Origin of the sequence: Mycobacteroides sp. H003, assembly GCF_001440135.1 — a bacterium.
GTDB lineage: Bacteria > Actinomycetota > Actinomycetes > Mycobacteriales > Mycobacteriaceae > Mycobacterium > Mycobacterium gwanakae.
The window spans coordinates 141383-159452 of sequence record NZ_LJYL01000009.1 but is presented as its reverse complement, the minus strand read 5'-3'; the positions used below and the strand labels follow the sequence as shown (position 1 = coordinate 159452).

Here is an 18070-nt window from a genome sequence, read left to right as displayed (position 1 = left end):
ATCAGATTCAAGGAGCTACTACCGTGGTCACCATGACCAAAGATGACGTCGATTCCACAAGCGACGCCGAGGCGGACAAGGTCGACGAGAAAGACGCCGCGGACACTTCCGCGGAAACCGACCCGACCGACACCGACGAGGCCGACGACGTCGACGCGGCAGAAGAGTCTGATTCGGACGCACCCAAGGCCGACGACGATGCGGATTCTTCCGGAACGTCGTCGTGGGTGCGTTATGCCGCGATCGGAGCCTTCGCGGCAATCCTGGTCGGGGCTCTGGTGTTCTCGGGTGTCGTGGGCATGAAGGTGTGGAGACAGCACCAGATCGATGCGGCCGGAGAGCAGGCACAGGCCGTCGCGGTCGCCTACACAGAGGTCTTGACCAGCGTCGAGTCAGACAAGATCGACGAGAACTTCCGGCAGATCCTCAACGGAGCCACCGGCAAGTTCAAGGACGATTTCACCCAGGCAAGCATCCAATTGCGGCAGCTGCTCATCGACAACAAGTCGGGAGCAGAGGGCAAAGTCGTGAACTCGGCAATCGAGTCCAAGTCCACGGACAAAGTCGTGATACTGATGATGGTCGATCAGAGCGTCAAGAACGTTAATGTGCGTGATCAACGTGTCGACAAGAATCGAATGAAGATCACGATGGTGAAGATCGACGGTCGCTGGCTCGCAAGCGACCTGACGTACCTCTAGGTCGGCCAGGAAAGGTCATCATGCGGATTTCTCAACTCTTGGTCCGAGGAGTTGCCGGGGCGTGTGCCGTCGCGCTGGCGATCAGCAGCGCGCCGTTGGCGTCGGCGTCGGCGCAGTCCTTCTGCGGCGAGCTCGGCGGCAATTTCGACGGGCTCTACTGCCACACCGTGGTGACCTCGCCGCGTAAGGCAGATCGCGATATCAAGGTCGCCATCCCTGAGTTGGTGGACAGCAACCCCGCTATCCGTGAGTACCTGCGCAACTTGTACAACAACTGGAAAGCCAAGGGCGCTGACATGATTCAGGACAGCTATGGCGAGGAGAACTTCCAGATCTTCAACCACGGCAGCACCACATCGATCGTGTTTCACGAGGACTACCACGCCAACGGCCCGCAGGTGAACAACGCCTACCGGACGTTCAACTACGACGGCGGTAGGCGCCTGGTGCTCGCCGATATTCTCAAGGGCGGCGATCTGAACGCCATCCCGCCGATCGCCGAGCCGTTCATCATCGAGGCACTGGATCGGGCCGCGCCGGGGCACACCCCACAGACCTATCCGTTCACGCCCGACCGGTGGACTCCGGACAAGGTGTATTCCGGCGCGTACAAGGCCTGGGCGCTGACACCGGACGAGCTGATCATCTACATGCCGGATTACCCAGTCGCCCACGACTACCCGATCGATTACTCCCCCGGCCAGCGGGTGTACTCGATGGATGGCGGCACTGTGGAAGCGCATATCCCGATTGGCGCCATCGCCCCGATCCTGAAGCCCGGGTACGGCGGCTAGAACGCAATGGGTGATGCCCGCCTACGAGCGACAACGCTTGTAGGCGGGCATTTTCCGTCTTAGGAGGATTACTCCACGCGTTCAAGTACGGCGCTGGCGCCGTGGCCACCGGCCGCGCAAATGCCCAACAGCGCCGTGCTCTTCCCGCTGAGCGCGAGCTCGTTGGCCATGGTGGTGACCATGCGGGCGCCGGTGGCGCCGAACGGGTGGCCGATTGATACCGAGCCGCCGTGCACATTCACCTTGTCGATATCGGGTGTGCCCACGGCCTCGGCGCGCCCGAGCCGGTCGGCCGCCCATTTCTTGGAACCGAGGGCCTCCAGCACCGAAAGAGTCTGCGCGGCAAAGGCTTCGTGGATGTCGACGTAGTCGATGTCGGCAAGAGTCAATCCTGCCTTCTCCAGTGCTCGCGGCATGGAGATGGCGGGCCCGATGAGCACCTCGTCGGCCGGGTCGACGCTGACATAGCTCCAGGACCGGATGGCGGCCAGCGGCTGCAGGCCGAGTGCCCGCGCCTTCTCCTCGCTCATCAGCAGCACTGCGGCGGCGCCGTCGGTCAGCGGGCTGGCGTTACCCGCGGTCACCGTGCCGTCGCGATTGAACACCGGTTTGAGCGTTGCGAGTTTCTCGACGCTGGTGTTTTCGCGGACCAGGCCGTCGCGGGTGACGCCATTGACGGGCACTACCTCACGGTCGAAGCGTCCCGACTTGATGGCGGCAGCTGCGCGATGGTGCGAGCGCACCGCGAACTCGTCCTGTGCCTCGCGGGTAATGCCGTGGATCTTGGCCATCTTGTCGGCGGACTCCCCCATCACCTCACCAGTAGTCCGCTCTTCGATCTTGGGCCGCCGCGGCAGCAGTCCGGTGAACGGCGCCAGGCTCAGAGCGGCGTCGAGGTAGTCCTTTGGCTTGGGCTTACCCAGCGCCAGCGGGGCGGCCGCGTGAATGAGCTTCTGCGGCAAGTTGACTCCGGCATTGGATGTGGAGTCGGAACCGCCGGCAATCATCACGTCGTACTCACCGCGCTCGATCGCGGCGGCCGCCGTGGTGATGGCCTGCAGGCCGGAGGCACACGCACGGGTGACGGTGTGTCCCTCGACGCCGTGCCCAAGCTTGAGATCGAGTGCGATCTCACGAGCGATGTTCGGCGCACCCGCAGGCAGGATCACCCCGCCCCAGACGATGGCCTCAATCTCGTTCGAGGAGATCTTGGTGTTGTCGAGCAGACCACGCACGGCCTCGTCGGCCAATGCGATGGTGTCGATGCGGGTGAAGTCACCGAAAGCACGGACAAAGGGAGTGCGCGCGCCCGCGACGATGACGGCGCGACGCTGAGCAGGTGCGGTCATGGCCGCGAGCTTACTCGCGAGTCAGTTCTTTGTTTACACGGGTACTAGGTTCGTAAATCGGCCCGGGTTGCGCCATGGCCCCCACGTCGCATCAGGTATTAGGCCGCTCGGTGAGTGCCGCGCCCGCAGCGATTTCCAGCGCGGCGAAAAACCCTGTGGGCCAGGGCTGCACTCGCCGTTCGAACCCGCCGGACAACAACCGCGTCAGGCCCATGCCATAGCTGGCGTAACGAACAGCGGCACGAAGACCCGCTGATCGCGGGCCATCATCACCGGCCTGCGCCAGAGCCAGCGCGAAGGCCAGGGGGATCCCTCCGTAGACGGCGCGAACCTCGGTGCGGGATTCACTGGTGGGTGCGTCGCCGCCGAACATCTGCGGCACCAGTGCGGGTTTCACGAGGGCGAAGATGCCGATTCCCGCATAAAAACCGGCTGCCGCTTTGCGCAGTGACGCGTTGTGACTCATGGAGGCGATGCTGCCAGGATGACGCGGCCCTGACACTGCCAATCGGTGCCAGATCCCGCAGGATCCATGCCAGTCGGTGTTGGAGTGCATGCGAACGCGGGCCGCTGTCAGGAAATCCGTCCCCGACAGCGGCCCACGCGTCGGCTAGGTGCCGGCGCCGGGACTGGCCGAGCCATCCGCGGTGTAGGACTTGGCTCCGGTTCCGGCCAGCTGGCCGCCCTCGACGATCAGGTATTCGTCACGGATGGGCCGGCGCTCAAAGAAGTCTTCGAGGATTTCCCGGGTACCGGCCGCATACCTGGCCTGCGCCGACAGCGTGGTGCCGGAGACATGCGGCGTCATCGCCTCGTGGGGCATGGTGCGCCATGGATGATCGGGGGCAGGCGGCTGCGGGTACCAGACGTCGCCGGCGTAACCGGCCAGCTGTCCGCTACGCAATGCATCGACCACCGCATCGCGAACCGTGATCTCGGCACGCGCGGTGTTCACGATGTACGAACCGCGCCGCATGGAATTGATCAGGTTTGCGTCGAACAGGTGATATGTCTGTGGCTGCAGCGGGGCATGGATGTCGACGATGTCCACAGAGCTGACCAGGGAGTGCACGTCTGGGTGATAGGTGAGCCCCAGCTCCTGCTCCACATGGGCAGGCAATCGACGAGTGTCGAAGTAGTGCAGCCGCACGTCAAATGGCTTGAGCCGACGCATTACTGCTTGTCCGATGCGCCCTGCCGCGATGATGCCGACATCGAATCCCTCAAGGTCGTAGGCGCGTTCAACGCTGTCGGCGATGTTCCAGCCGCCGTCGACCACCCACTGGTGCGACGGAAGGTAATTGCGCACCAGTGCCAGGATCTGCATGACGGCATGCTCAGCCACACTGATGCTGTTGCAGTACGTCACCTCGGCGACGGTGATACCCGCCTTGATCGCAGCATCCAGGTCAACATGGTCCGAGCCGATTCCCGCCGTCAATGCCAGCTTCAGCTTGGGCGCCTTGGCAATTCGCTCCGCACTGAGATATGCGGGCCAGAAGGGCTGAGAGATGACCACATCGGCGTCGGGCAGCTCCTTCTCAAACACCGAGTCGGGCCCATCTTTGTCGGAGGTAACCACTAGCTCGTGCCCCTGCGCCTCCAGGTAACGCCGCAGGCCAAGTTCCCCGGACACGCATCCCAGCAGCTCGCCCGGGGTGAAATCGATAGCCGACGGGGTAGGCAGACTCTGCCCATCGGGATAGCCGCCGATGACCGGGATCGAATCCCGGGCGTACACGGGCGGATAACCCGTCACCGGGTCGGGGTAGAGCACACACAAGATCTTCGCCATGACCACTCCTCCACGGCGGTCGTATGGCCGCCAGTTCTCTTGATGCAGATGGCTTTCCAGTCATCCGACGCGTTCGTTTCGACGCATCTTCAGTGTCCGGCGCGCCGTGGCGAGGTGTCCAAGACCAAGTTCCGACCGCCCAATAGGCAGAGCCGATCAGGGCTGGTCGAGCGGTGCCGCCGTCTGCGCCAGTGCGCGCGCCAAGAGAGACGCGGGCTCACCCGCAGTACGCACCAGCGCGACCGGTGAGCCAAGACGCGGTGCCTGCAGCTCCACGACTCGAGCACCTGCCGGCGCAGGTACGGTGGCGAACCAGGTCCGTGCGACGATGGCCGCCCAGCGGCCGGTCCCGACGAGGGCCAGCAGTGTCGCGACGGAATCAGCCTCCAGGCGAGGCGATACAGCGAGTCCATGCTCGGCAGCAGCCTCATCGATGCGATCGCGGTCGCGCATACCCTTGTGCAACAAGCACATCGGTAGACTTAGCGCTTCCGACCAGTCGATCGGGTCGGGGGCGTCACGCAGCAACCCCTCGCCCGCCACCAGCACGTAGCGCTCCTCGTAAAGCCGGGTTAGCTCGAGCCCTTCGGTCTGCAACCCGTCGTCGTAGACCACACCCGCGTCGAGTTCGAACCGGCGGATACGGTCCAGGATCTCCGTGGAGCGCAGGCTGGACTCGATCCGTACCCGCACCAGCGGGTGTTCAGCACAGAAAGCATCGGCCATCAGCGCCACACGAGTGGCTGCCCCGGGCACCACACCCAACCGCAGCTCACCGGTGAGTCCGCTGCGCAAGGCCGTCACCTCATGCTCCAGCGCGTCACGGTCGGCGAGAATCCTTCGTGCCCAAAGGACCAGGCGCTCTCCCTCCGGAGTCAAGCCCTCAAAGTTTGACCCCCGCAGGACCAGCGGGACACCCAGTTCGTGCTCGAGCTTGCGGATGGCCTCCGACAGCGCCGGCTGGGATACGTAGCACGCCGACGCAGCGCGGGCGAAGTGTCGTTCCCGCGCCAGCGCCACGAAATATTCAAGCTGACGGAACTGCATAACTCGTTCTACCACCAGCGATCGGTACCGCCTATCAGCTCAGCGGCAATGTCTCTTGGACAGATCCAGTGCTGAACTCACACACTGGTTGCCATCATCACCACCAAGGCTTGGGAGCACACCCGTCCGGATCGCCACGATCACCGGCACGCACTCCGGGTAGGCGCAGGTTTGGCTCTCCCCGGGGTGGTGCTGCTGGTCTTCGGACGGCCCGAGTTACTGGTGTACATCGTCTTCGGTTCTTTTGCCGGAATCTACGGCCGCGCCGAATCCGGCTGGCGCCGAGCACGTCACCAGATCCAGGCGGGGACTCTCCTCTGCGTGGGAGTCGCTCTCGGCGTGATGCTTTCGTCGCTGCATGCCAGAACCTCGATGCTGGTCGCGGTTGAGGTGACATTCGCGATGGCCGGATCGGTGGTGGCCGACGCGTTACGCCTGCGGCCGACGGGGCCCTTCTTCTTCCTCTTCGCCACAGGCGCCACGGCCACCGTGCCAGCGGGTCTGATCGCCCCGCTGGGCGCCATCGGACTGTGCCTGTCGACGGCATTGCTGTCGATTCTGATCGGTCTGATCGGATCATCGGGCGAGACCCCGACGCCGCGTGTGAAGCGTCGTCGCCTCCCGCCCGATGTCGGCATGCATGCGCTGCGCTACGCGCTGGCGGTCGCCGCGGCAGGCGGGACCGGAGTGCTGCTGGGCTTCGATCACGCCAACTGGGCGATGGCCGCCGCTGCCGTACCACTATCCGCCATCGACGTCGAACGGCCGTCAGATCGAGCACTTCAGGGAGTGCTGGCGCGGGCAGCCCACCGGACCGCGGGAACCGTAGCGGGCCTGATACTCACCGGAGTGCTTATGACGCTGAGTCTTCCGGCTGTCGGGGTAGGCGCACTGGTGATTGCGCTCCTGTTCCCCACCGAGCTGTTTATGGCTCGCCACTACGCGCTGACGGTTGGCTTCTTCACTCCGCTGGTGATGCTGATGACCGAATTAGCCGACCCCGCAGATCCGTTCACCCTGATCCTGTACCGCGGCCTGGACACCGTGATCGGCGTCGCCGCCGGGGTGACAGCCGCCGCGCTGGTAGGCAGACGGCATGCCAGGCGCCGCTAGACCCGCGCCAGATCCTTGGCTAGACGAGTGGCACCGACGCTCATGTAACCGCCGGTCAGCACTACCAACGCGGCAGCACTGACGCGAGGAATGTCGCCTCGGATCAGATGCGCGGTGCCGTGCACGGTGTCGGTGACATCGACCATCAGCGCGAGCCGCTGCCACCGGAATTGCTCAGAGGTGGGCGAGGTCAGGTAGCCGAGACCGAGAGCAATCGCGCGAACACCGAATATCCTTGTCATGTAGACCAGTTCGGGTGTCCCGGAGACGCGGCTGGCCTTGGCGAGCACGTTGGGCGCAGCCAGGGAGACGACGCCCAACACGATCCTTCCGATGGCCAGGCCCCGGAGCGCACCCGCGAGACCGCCGTTGGCAGATTCTGGAGTCATATGGGCCATCGTGCCAACAAGCCAATTCATCAAACCGGTCGTTGCGTGCCAGATGTGCTCGGAATCAGGACATCCGGTCTAGAGAATTTCGTCGACGGCCTCGGTCGGGCGTGCCATGCGAGTGCCCTTGGCAGTCACCACGAACGGACGCTGAATCAACCGGGGATGCGCAACCATGGCGTCAAGAAGTGCATCGTCGGAGGCGTCCGCAAGGCCGAGTTCCTTGTATTCGGCCTCACCGGTGCGCACCGCCTCACGCACAGTGAGATCCGCGTCCTTGATCAGCTTTTTCAGCTGCGCCTTGGTGAGTACATCATCGAGGTACTTCACGATGGTCACGGTGGCGCCCGCCTCCTCGAGACGTGTCAGCGCCTGTCGAGACTTCGTACACCTGGGATTGTGGTAAATCGTCGCGTCCACGCATTCAACCTACAGGTAGCCCCGATAGATCTCTTCTGTCACAAGGGTTTCTGGTGTCACATCACCCGAGCCACTTGTCGGTGGGCAGAGTTAGTGTTCGAACATGTATTCGATTGTAGTGTTGGAGGCGGCGGTTGATGCCTTCTGTGCTGATGCGGTCGATGCGTTGAGCGCTGCTGAGACGTTGGTGGTGTTGGCCCGGTTGGAGGTGGTGCAACGTCGGCTCGGAGCCGCCGGGCTGGGATTAGTTCCGAGGGTGATTACCCAAGCCTCACCGGTCGAACTCGGCGGTACCTCGCATGCCGACGTGTTGTCGCGGCGGTTGCATATCAGCAAGGGTGCGGCCCGACGCCGGATCGCCGATGCCGAACAGTTGGCGCCCCGACGGGCGGTGACCGGCGAGGTGTTGGCGCCCGTATTGCCGAATGTGGCTGCGGCCTTTGCCCGGGGTGAGATCGGGGATGAACACGTGCGGATCGTGCGGCAGTTCTTCGACAAGCTGCCGGTGGTGGTGGATGCGCCGACCCGTGAGGCCGCCGAACAACAACTGGCCACCATGGCCGCACAGTTTGGGCCCGAGCACCTCCGGGTGGGCGCCGACCGCATGATGGCCTTGCTCAACCCGGACGGACAGTTCTGCGATACCGATCGGGCACGCCGCCGTGGGATCAGCATCGGACAACAAGGCTTCGACGGCATGTCACCGATCTCCGGGTTGTTGGATCCGGAAACCCGCGCCTACCTGGATGCGGTGTTCACCAAACTGGCCGCACCCGGCATGTGCAACCCGAACGACCAAACACCAGTGGTCGATGGGGAACCCACACCCGAAGCCGCCGAAAGTGATCGACGATCGTCGGCCCAACGCCACCACGACGCCCTGCGGGCCTGCCTGCGATCCACCTTGGCGAGCGGCGACCTGGGCTCACACCACGGCCTACCGGTGTCCGTCATCGTCACGACCACACTCGCCGAGATCGAAGATGCCGCCGGGATCGCGATCACCGGCGGCGGCACTCGCCTACCCATGCGCGATGTCATCCGCATGGCTACCCACGCCCACCACTACCTGAGCATCTTCGACGACAACGGCCGCCCCCTGCACCTAGGACGCTCCAAACGCATCGCCTCAGCAGATCAGCGGATCGTGTTGCACGCCAAAGACCGCGGCTGCACCCACCCCCACTGCACCACCCCCGGATACCTGTGCCAAGCCCACCACATCAGCGAATGGGCCGCCGGCGGTGGCACCGACATCGACAACCTCACCTTCGCCTGTGCACCGCATCACCGCCTCCTCGACCACGGCTGGACCACCCGAAAACACACCGACGGCACCACCGAATGGATACCCCCACCACAACCAGAGATCGGTGCTTCAGAGCTTCCGGGTCAGGCTGGGCATGATGACGTCGTTCACCAGGGTGCGAACGGTGTTGGCCGTCGGCGATCTCACGGGCATCAACGAACGGAACACCAAGTACCCCGGTAATAGATCCCAAAGCTCCTCATTGATGGCGGCTGCCTCGATCTCGCCGCGTTCCACAGCTGCGGTAAGTACGTCATCGAGCAACAACTTGCGCTGATCGATGAACTTCGTCCGAAATGCCTTGGTCAAGTCTGGGTTTCGCTCAATTTCGATCAGCAGACCACGCATGACGGGCGTATTGCGCCGAACGTCAGCGAGCGCGTTCATCCCGATCTGCAGCAGATCCTCGCGTAGCGAACCGGTATTCGGCCGGATCAGCTGCGCACGCATTCCCTCGATGAAGGCCGCCAGCACCAGTTCCGCTTTCGACGGCCAACGCCGATAGATCGTCGCCTTACTCGCCTTCGACTCCGCGGCGACTTCGTCGACCGACAGCCGGTCGTACCCATGCTGCTGCAGCAGTCGCAGGGTGACAGCGAGCAGCTCCACCTCGCGCGGCGTCCACTGGGAGGCCTGTCGCTTCTTCGCCACCTTAGTCAACCCCGTTGACACGCCATTCGTCATGGGAGTACGGTACCGTACCGTTCTACACAAGTCGGTCAGCGACTATCGAGAGGGCGTGGACGCTGGTGCAGGGCTGGTTCTGGAGTTTCCTCAAACGCTGGTGGACATTCATCGTCGCGGCGGCCGTAGTGGCGGTAGTGGCCTTCGGAGTGACACGGCTGCACGGCATTTTCGGTTCAAACATCGAACTGTCACGTCCTGGCACCGAGGCCATGGAGAACACCAACTACAACCCCAAACGCGTCCTTCTCGAGGTCTTCGGTACGCCGGGGAGCACCGCCACCGTCAACTTCCTCGATGAGATGGCTCAGCCTCATCGCGTCGACAACGCCGCCCTGCCCTGGTCTCACGAGCTCGTGACCAACGACCCCACCTTGTTCGCCGACCTGCGCGCACAGGGCAGTGGTGACGTGACGGGCTGCCGCATCACCGTCGACGGCATCGTCAAAGACGAAAGGACTGTCACCATCGTGAATGGCTACACCACCTGCCTGGACAAGTCCGCATGAGCGCCGGTCACGCCCAAGAATCGCGGGCAGCGAGGATCATCCGCAGGCTCGCGGTGCCAATTGTGTTGTTCTGGGTGGCCATCGCGGCGGTGACCAACGCCACCGTGCCCCAATTGGAGGTGGTGGGTGAAGAACGGTCTGCCCCGCTGAACGCCGCCGATGCGCCGTCGACACTGGCGATGAGGCATATCGGCAAGGTTTTCAACGAGTTCGACTCGGACAGTTCGGCGATGGTTGTACTCGAGGGCGACAAACCCCTTCGCGCGGAAGCACATCAGTACTACGACACACTGGTGCAGCGACTCAAGGATGACCGCGAGCACGTGCAGCACGTCGCCGACTACTGGGGCGATCCGATCACGGCAGGCGGCTCCCAGAGCAAGGACGGCAAGGCCGCCTACGTACAGGTCTATGTCGCCGGTAATCAGGGCGAGGCGCTTTCCAATGAGTCCGTCGACGCCGTGCGTCGCATTGTGGCTGACACACCAGCTCCAGACGGGGTCAAGGCCTACGTGTCCGGTGAGGCTCCCACCATCACCGATCAGTTCGAGGTAGGTAACGCAGGTTCCGCCCAAGTCACGATCATCACCTTCGCCGTTATCGCGATCATGCTGCTGGTCGTCTACCGATCACTCACCACCACGGCACTGGTTCTGGTAACAGTCCTGGTGGAACTGTCGGCGGCCCGCGGAATCGTTGCAGCACTGGGACATACGGGCGTCATTGGCCTCTCGACATATGCCACGAATCTGCTGACCATGCTCGCCATTGCCGCCGGTACCGACTACGCGATATTTTTCGTCGGCCGTTACCAAGAGGCACGCTCGGCCGGTGAGGATCGTCTGGCCGCCTACCACACGATGTTCAAGTCCACCGCGCACGTGATCGTCGGATCGGGTCTCACGGTCGCGGGCGCATTGCTCTGCCTGTCGTTCACACGGTTGCCCTACTTTCAGACTCTGGGCCTGCCCGCAGCGCTCGGGGTGTTGGTGACATTGGCGGCGGCCCTCACCATGGCACCGGCCGTGATGGTAATCGGAAGCCGTTTCGGGCTGCTGGACCCCAAACGCGCGATGCGTACCCGCGGCTGGCGCCGTATCGGCACCGCAATCGTGCGCTGGCCCGGACCTATTCTCGTCGTCTCATGCGTCGTCACGCTTGTTGGATTGCTCGCATTGCCGGGGTACAAAACCACTTACGACGGCCGCATCTACATGCCGGGCTCGGTTCCGTCCAACGTGGGGTACGCCGCCGCCGAGCGACATTTCTCCGTCGCACGCCTGAACCCCGAGCTTCTGATGATCGAAACCGATTTCGATATGCGTAACCCCGCGGGAATGGTCTTGCTGGAACGCGTCGCCAAATCCGTTCTACATGCCCGCGGCGTGGCCCTGGTCCAATCGATCACCCGCCCGCTCGGTACACCGATCACCCACTCCTCTATTCCCTTTCAGATCAGTGCATCAAGTGCCAGCCAGCTGATGAATCTCTCGCAGCAGGAGAACCAGGCCCTGTATCTGTCCCAACAGGCCGATCAGATGACGCGGACCATCGCCGTGCTGAAACAGCAGCTGGCACTTCAACAACAAAGTGCGGCCATCACGCATGAACAAACCCAGGGATTCCAGCAGACCGTGGCGGTCGCACAGGACCTGCGGGACAAGATCGCGAACTTCGATGACCAGTTCCGGCCCATACGCAACTACTTCTACTGGGAGCCGCACTGCTTTGACATCCCCTTCTGCGCGGCGCTGAGATCGGTCTTCGACGCGCTGGACGGTATTGACGAACTCGTCGACGCACTCCAAACCGTCACCGGAAGCCTCAACAAACTCGACGCTTTGCAGCCCAAACTCGTGGATCTCATTCCGCCCCAGATCGAGATACAGGAGAAGAACCGCGACCTGACCCAGTCCAACTACGCCATCAACAACGGCACCAATACGCAGAATGCGGAATCCACCCGCACCGCAACAGAGTTGGGCAAGGCCTTCGATGATGCGAAGAATGATGATTCCTTCTACCTGCCACCGGAGGCATTCGATAACCCCGCGTTCAAACGCGGCATGAAACTGTTCATGTCCCCGGACGGCAAGGCCGCGCGCATGATCATCACTCACCAAGGGGATCCGCAGACCTCCGAGGGCATCGCACACATTGACGCGATCAAAGATGCGGCCTTCGATGCCGTCAAGGCAACACCATTGGCTGACGCCAAGATCTATGTGGCGGGAACCGCCTCGGCGTACAAGGACATCGCCGACGGCCAGAAATACGATCTGCTGATGGCCGCGTTGGCCTCGCTCGGCCTCATCCTGCTCATCATGATGTTCCTCACCCGCAGCCTGGTCGCGGCACTCGTGATCGTGGGGACCGTCGCACTGTCGCTGGCCGCATCGTTCGGGATGTCAGTAGTGGTGTGGCAGTACATCTTCGGCATTCCGTTGTACTGGGTCATCTTCCCGCTGGCCGTCATAATCTTGCTGGCGGTCGGAGCAGACTACAACTTGCTGCTGATATCCCGATTCAAGGAGGAAACGGGCGCGGGCCTGAAGACAGGAATCATCCGCGCCATCGCCGGCACCGGCGGCGTCGTCACCGCCGCGGGCTTGGTCTTCGCGGTAACGATGTCGTCCTTCATCTTCAGCGATCTGCGCGTGCTCGGCCAGATCGGTACCACCATCGGCCTCGGCCTGCTGTTCGACACCCTGGTGGTGCGGTCGTTCTTGACCCCGGCGATCGCCACCATGCTGGGCCGCTGGTTCTGGTGGCCCCTCAACGTGCGCACGCGTCCAACTCCCAAACCCTTTGGGCCAAAACCAGTCGCACCCGATGACGCGACCGGACCGATCTCGGTGGGCACATAGCGCATACCTGGCCGGTTCTGCGACTCAGTCACCCGCAACACGCATCGCGTGGTGCGCCCGGCGTAACAACGGGTAAGCGATCACGATGAGCAGGACACCTAACGGCCAGCCCATAAGGACTCGCGCCGCAGCCAGCGCCAACAGGCTTTCCGTGTCGTAGAGGTCTTGCTGCACAACGAATCGCGCGACATTGGCAAGCACTCCCGAAAATGTCATCAGTACGTACGCCAGGAATGCCGGCGGAACACTGCGCCAACGCGTCCCGTGGTCAAGCAGCCAACCCCACGCACAGCCCGCCAACGGCCATCGCATCAGGATTGACACCGTTCCCGCAATCGCCGCGAGCAGACTTCTCCAGATTCCTATGACGAAATAGCCTCGCGCATCGCCCATTCCCCACGCAACGAGTAGTGCAACACCCACGGAAGCGGCCCCGATCAGTGCACCACGGGCCGTCCTGCCCATTGCGATCTGAAAGCACACGATCGCCAGGGAAGTTCCCAGGGCCGCAACGCTTGCCACCAATAATCCAGCTCCCGGCGCAAGGACCGCGAACACCGCCGTGGGAAACGCCGCGTGCAAGATCGCTGCCGCGCCACCCAGCCGACGAACCAGCACACGCCACAATGCGGCGTCACTGCTGGCCGTCTCGCTTTTTTCGGGTTCGCCTAACATCTCGACCTGAATGTACACAACTGTGCACAAAATGGTCAAGATGCTTGGCCTCTCGGCCGAAATATGCTGGGCTCTAATCAGTCTCGCGGTAGCGAGAGCGTACGACCTATCTCGGCGATCACCTCGGCGCGCAACGCTTCATCATCCATATCTGCCAGCCCAAACCCCGCACGCAAAACTGGACCGAGCAGGCGCCAGCCGTATTGCAGCGCCGTCGCATGCGCCGCGGCAAGCTGCGCCCCACGCTCGGTGGGAAAGTTGGGGCGCGCCTGATCCAGGACCCACTCCATTCCTGGTCTGCGTTCCTGCAGCTCGGCGATCGGATAGCCATCAAGGGCAGACCGCACGAGAACGCGCATGTGCAGGTCGCCGAGTTCCTGGCGCTCCGCGTCCAACTCGCCAGATGTAGCCAGCTCGACGCCCCTATCGGCGAGATGCTGCAGTGTGGCGGCTAGTAACTGCTGTTTAGTACCGAAATATCGGTGTATCAGACTGTGATTGACGGCCGCATGCGTCGCCACATCACGCAATGAGGTCGAACTAGGCCCCTTCGCGGCGAAGAGTTCTGCAGCTGAAGCAAGGATGGCCTGCACGATCTCGGCACGGCCGAGCGGCCTATCGTGATCCGGTTCGCGTTTGCTCATGGCAACCGCGCCCATCGGCATATGGCAGCTGTCGCCGGATCGGTCAGCTGAAACAAACGCTGTGGGGTGGCAGATAACACAACACAACAGTCTAGAGGGCCCGAATCGGGCTCAGGATGCTTAGCCCCCGTGGTTCGTCCGCGTTAGCCGTGGCGGATCAACGAACGCTCAACGGAAACGTACTGATTCCCCGCAGCGCCGCATTGGATGTGTAGGTGGGCTCAGCGACCATGTGGGCGTGGGGAAACCGGGCAGTCAGAGCAGATAGCGCGAGCCTTGCTTCCAGCCGCGCCAACGGGGCACCCAGGCAGAAGTGCGGACCAAGGCCGAACGCCAGGTGTTTGGCGTCGGAACGCCGTGGGCGGAAAGTGTCAGGGTCCTCGTAGACAGCCGGATCACGTTGTGCCGCAGCAAGAAGTATCAAGACCAATTCCCCCTCTGGCAAGGTCGCCGCACCGGCGGTCATGTCCTGTGCCGCGGTACGCATGACCATCTGTACGGGAGGGTCGAAACGCAGTGTCTCTTCGACCACCGCCGAGGCATACTCCGCGTCGGCTCCCAGTTCCCGCCAGTGCCGCGGCTGACGCAACATGGCCAGCGCCGCGTTCCCGATCAGGTTGACCGTGGTGATGTGGCCGGCCAGGTACAAGATCACACACATGGTGACGATCTCCTCGTCGGTGAGGCGATCGCCACCGGCTTCGGCATCGATGAGCGCCGACAGCAAGTCCGAACCGGGGTGACGTCGCCGCGAGGCAACCAGCTCCGAGAAATAGGCACGCATGTCCGCATCCGCCTGTACTTGAGCAGTGTTATCCGGGGCCTCACCGGTGAGCGCGAACACGAGTCCGGGTGAGCCGTTGAGCAGCTTGGTCGTGTCAACCACCATCGACTCATCGCCGGGCGGCACCCCCAGGATCCGTGAGATCACGGTCACCGGCAGCGGGTACGCGTAGTCGGCAATAAGATCGAATGTGCCCATTTCTGCTGCGCTGTCGAGTAATTCGTCGATGAGCAGCTGAACACTCTCGGTCATCGCATTGACAACCTTGGCGTTGAACGCTTTCTGGACGAGGCCGCGCAGCCTGGCGTGGGCCGCCCCGTCTAGACCCAGAAGTGACGGCTCGCGTGCGGGCGCCGGACTACCCGCCCGCTGGCGTATATGGGCGTGACGAGCGTCCGAGGAGGCCAGCGGATGCCGAAGCATGGCATTGCAATCATCGAAAGTCGCCAGCACGCTGACCGGCAGGCCCTGCGGACGCACAGCGCCGGTCCTGGCCAACTCCCGGATTTCTCCATAGAGCGGATAGGGATTCGCCCTATCGCCCTCATCCAGGAGACGGCGGAGCAGCGGATCTACGTCAGTTTGTACACGCATGTCTACATAATGCACATCCCTGCTGAGATGGGCCTGTGAAAAGCGTGCCGCCTAGCTGGGCTGGGTCCACGGCTCCGTAGGCAGCGGGGCCCCAGTCTCCAAGAACGACTTGAGGTTTGACAGCACCGCAGCCCACCCACCGCTGGCCTGGGCATACTCCGACGGGTCCGCAAGGTCGGCGTGCTGAACGGTCAGCCGCACGATGCCCTGATACGGCTGAATCAGGAAGGTGACGGTGGATACGGGAGCGTCGGCGCCGCCGGCCGGGTCCGCCCACGTAGTGACCAGCTTTCGGGGCGGATCAGCCTCCACGACCGTGCCGACGACGTCGGCGACGCCGGACCCGTCCACCCGCTGATGCTCCCAACGTGAACCCTGCTGCCAGTCAGACACATTCGAGTGCCCCCAATACCGGCCGCTGAGTTCGGGGTCGGTAATGGCCTGCCACACCTTCTCGGGCGTGCTGTTGATGTAGGTGGTGTAGACGAAAGTTGGTTGCGACATCTCCGGCTCCTCGGCTCGCTGCTTAAAAGCGCTCAACGCCCGCAGCCGCGGGCGTTCGAACTTGTCAATCCACCGTTCCTGAATCTCATGCAGTGGAACGGGATTGAGATAGTGCAGCTTCTCCCGGCCCCGTCGCACGGTAGTAATCAGGTTGGCAGATTCCAGTACACCCAGATGCTGAGTAGCCGATTGCCGCGTCATCCGAACGCCGTCGCACAGCTGACTGAGGGTCTGGCCGTTACGTTCGTGCAGCCGGTCCAGCAGCTCCCGCCGAGTCCGGTCGGCGAGCGCCTTGAAGACCATGTCCCAATGAGAATGGCCGGGTGCTGGCTGCACCCGGCCATTATGCAGGTATTTACCTGCCTATTGCAACGGGGGCCTCACGCGAGACCTTTACCTTGCTGAATCGCACACCCTTGTCGGCGACCTTGCCGTACTTGAGGACGGGCAGCTCACGGAAGTAGTTCTGGTACGAGCGCCACGGTGCCAGCGGCACCTGGTGCGGGACCGCGCTCTCCGCGCGGGTCACATACCCGGAGACCAAGTCCTCCAGGAACGGCAGCCGCTCAGTGGTCGGGGGCTCGACGGGCCACACCACCGTCTGGCCCTCTTTGTCCATGTACTTGAGCAAGCGGCAGGCGTACTGCGATACCAGATCGGCACGGAGAGTCCACGATGCGTTGGTGTAACCGAAGGTGAAGAGGAAGTTCGGCAGCCCGGTCAGCATCAAACCCTTGTAGCTCACCGAGTCCGCGGGGTTCACCGGCACACCGTCCACCACAGGCTTGAGCCCGCCGGCCAGCTGAACATTCAAACCCGTTGCGGTCACGATGATATCGGCCTCGAGCTCTTCGCCCGACTCCAGCAGGATGCCCTTGGGAGTGAACCGCGCGATGCGGTCGGTGGCTATGGAGGCAGTGCCCTTGCGCAGCGCGCGGAACAGATCCGAGTCCGGCACCACACACAACCGCTGATCCCACGGGTTGTACTTCGGGGTGAAGTGCTTGTCCAGATCGAAGTCGGGCAGCTGTCGCTTCAGGAGTGCACGCAGGATGCCCTTCATGCGCTCCGGGTCGCGGCGGCTCGTCTGGTAGCTGATGAAGCTGACCATCTGGTTCTTCCACTTCACGATCGGGTACGCGATCGAGGCCGGAAGCTTGCCCTGCAGCGCCACCGCGAGCGCGTCCGTCGACGGCAGCGACACCACGTAGGTAGGCGAACGCTGCAGCATGGTGACGTGCCCCGCGGTTCCAGCCATCGCGGGAACCAATGTCATGGCTGTCGCACCACTGCCGATGACAACGACCTTCTTGCCGGCGTAGTCCAGGTCCTCCGGCCAGTGCTGCGGATGGATCACCTGGCCGGTGAAATCTTCGACACCCTCGAACTCCGGCGTGAAGCCCTTGTCGTAGTTGTAGTAGCCGGTGCACGCCAGGAAGAACCGCGTGGTGAACTCGACGATCTCACCGGCGTGCTCGGCCCGCACCGTCCAGAGTCCCTGCTCGGAGGACCACTCGGCGCCGACGACCTTGTGACCGAAGCGGATCTTCTTGTCCACGCCGAACTCGCGGGCGGTGTCGGTGACGTACTCACGGATGGAGGTTCCGTCAGCGATGCCCTTGGTGCTCGTCCACGGGCGGAAGTTGAAGCCCAGGGTGAACATGTCGGAGTCGGAGCGGATGCCCGGGTAGCGGAACAGGTCCCAGGTACCACCGATGCGCTCGCGCGCCTCGAGCACCACGAAGTCCTTGCCCGGCAGGTCACGGGCGACATGGCAGGCCATGCCGATCCCCGAGATTCCGGCGCCCACGATGACAATCTCGACATGTTCGGTCATGAGAGCTAGGCTATCGACGCAGTGTCGAGAAAGTCAACAGTGTGTCGATAACTTT

The 18070-nt window shown here is 63.1% G+C and carries 15 protein-coding genes and 2 pseudogenes; 6 read left to right on the top strand and 11 right to left on the bottom strand.

What is annotated here, in order from left to right; translation table 11 throughout:
- Nucleotides 1-23: 23 nt before the first annotated feature.
- Both AOT87_RS01055 and AOT87_RS01050 read left to right on the top strand, forming a co-directional pair.
- A complete protein-coding gene (locus tag AOT87_RS01055; RefSeq protein WP_046252671.1) occupies nt 24-701 on the top strand; it encodes a hypothetical protein in 678 nt (225 codons plus the stop codon).
- A 20-nt stretch (nt 702-721) separates the two neighbouring features.
- On the top strand, nt 722-1495 hold the full coding sequence (locus AOT87_RS01050; protein WP_046252670.1) for a mannan-binding family protein: 774 nt from the start codon (nt 722-724) through the stop codon (nt 1493-1495).
- Between the two features lie 68 nt (nt 1496-1563).
- Here AOT87_RS01050 and AOT87_RS01045 read toward each other — a convergent pair whose 3' ends face one another.
- The 4 genes and pseudogenes from AOT87_RS01045 to AOT87_RS01030 all read right to left on the bottom strand — a co-directional run bounded on the left by AOT87_RS01045 (nt 1564) and on the right by AOT87_RS01030 (nt 5686).
- A complete protein-coding gene (locus tag AOT87_RS01045) occupies nt 1564-2844 on the bottom strand; it encodes an acetyl-CoA C-acyltransferase (protein WP_057968828.1) in 1281 nt (426 codons plus the stop codon).
- A 10-nt stretch (nt 2845-2854) separates the two neighbouring features.
- Nucleotides 2855-3310, bottom strand: a pseudogene (locus AOT87_RS01040) (DUF4345 family protein).
- Between the two features lie 144 nt (nt 3311-3454).
- A complete protein-coding gene (locus tag AOT87_RS01035; protein WP_030094410.1) occupies nt 3455-4639 on the bottom strand; it encodes an NAD-dependent formate dehydrogenase in 1185 nt (394 codons plus the stop codon).
- 156 nt (nt 4640-4795) lie between these two features.
- Entirely contained in the window at nt 4796-5686 is an 891-nt protein-coding gene (locus AOT87_RS01030; RefSeq protein WP_030094409.1) for a LysR family transcriptional regulator, read from the bottom strand.
- A 93-nt stretch (nt 5687-5779) separates the two neighbouring features.
- On the opposite strand from AOT87_RS01030, the pseudogene AOT87_RS01025 reads away from it, so the two are divergent.
- Nucleotides 5780-6987 (top strand): annotated as a pseudogene (locus AOT87_RS01025) (FUSC family protein); the annotation flags it as partial.
- 279 nt (nt 6988-7266) lie between these two features.
- Here AOT87_RS01025 and arsC read toward each other — a convergent pair.
- Entirely contained in the window at nt 7267-7608 is a 342-nt protein-coding gene (gene arsC / locus AOT87_RS01015; RefSeq protein WP_030094406.1) for an arsenate reductase (glutaredoxin), read from the bottom strand.
- Nucleotides 7609-7711: 103 nt separating this feature from the next.
- On the opposite strand from arsC, the gene AOT87_RS01010 reads away from it, so the two are divergent.
- A complete protein-coding gene (locus AOT87_RS01010) occupies nt 7712-9100 on the top strand; it encodes an HNH endonuclease signature motif containing protein (protein WP_057968830.1) in 1389 nt (462 codons plus the stop codon).
- Here the strand turns inward: AOT87_RS01010 and AOT87_RS27450 are convergent.
- Entirely contained in the window at nt 8987-9601 is a 615-nt protein-coding gene (locus tag AOT87_RS27450; RefSeq protein WP_057970343.1) for a TetR/AcrR family transcriptional regulator, read from the bottom strand. The genes AOT87_RS01010 and AOT87_RS27450 overlap by 114 nt on opposite strands.
- Before the next feature lie 65 nt (nt 9602-9666).
- Between AOT87_RS27450 and AOT87_RS01005 the strand changes: the two genes are divergently transcribed.
- Complete coding sequence (locus tag AOT87_RS01005) at nt 9667-10110, top strand: MmpS family transport accessory protein (protein WP_057968831.1); 444 nt, start codon at nt 9667-9669, stop codon at nt 10108-10110.
- Nucleotides 10107-12977, top strand: a complete 2871-nt coding sequence (locus AOT87_RS01000) for an MMPL family transporter (protein WP_057968832.1) — start codon at nt 10107-10109, stop codon at nt 12975-12977. The genes AOT87_RS01005 and AOT87_RS01000 overlap by 4 nt, the downstream gene beginning before the upstream one ends.
- A 24-nt stretch (nt 12978-13001) precedes the next feature.
- Here AOT87_RS01000 and AOT87_RS00995 read toward each other — a convergent pair whose 3' ends face one another.
- The 5 genes from AOT87_RS00995 to AOT87_RS00975 all read right to left on the bottom strand — a co-directional run bounded on the left by AOT87_RS00995 (nt 13002) and on the right by AOT87_RS00975 (nt 18015).
- Nucleotides 13002-13652, bottom strand: a complete 651-nt coding sequence (locus AOT87_RS00995) for a DUF3159 domain-containing protein (protein ID WP_131727288.1) — start codon at nt 13650-13652, stop codon at nt 13002-13004.
- A 77-nt stretch (nt 13653-13729) separates the two neighbouring features.
- On the bottom strand, nt 13730-14296 hold the full coding sequence (locus AOT87_RS00990) for a helix-turn-helix domain-containing protein (protein WP_052525119.1): 567 nt from the start codon (nt 14294-14296) through the stop codon (nt 13730-13732).
- Between the two features lie 157 nt (nt 14297-14453).
- Nucleotides 14454-15674, bottom strand: coding sequence for a cytochrome P450 (locus AOT87_RS00985; RefSeq protein ID WP_052525107.1), 1221 nt, complete (start codon nt 15672-15674; stop codon nt 14454-14456).
- A gap of 51 nt (nt 15675-15725) precedes the next feature.
- Complete coding sequence (locus AOT87_RS00980; protein WP_057968834.1) at nt 15726-16481, bottom strand: SRPBCC domain-containing protein; 756 nt, start codon at nt 16479-16481, stop codon at nt 15726-15728.
- 52 nt (nt 16482-16533) lie between these two features.
- Nucleotides 16534-18015 (bottom strand): NAD(P)/FAD-dependent oxidoreductase, encoded by a 1482-nt coding sequence (locus AOT87_RS00975; protein WP_052525112.1) that lies wholly within the window; start codon nt 18013-18015, stop codon nt 16534-16536.
- Between the last annotated feature and the right edge of the window lie 55 nt (nt 18016-18070).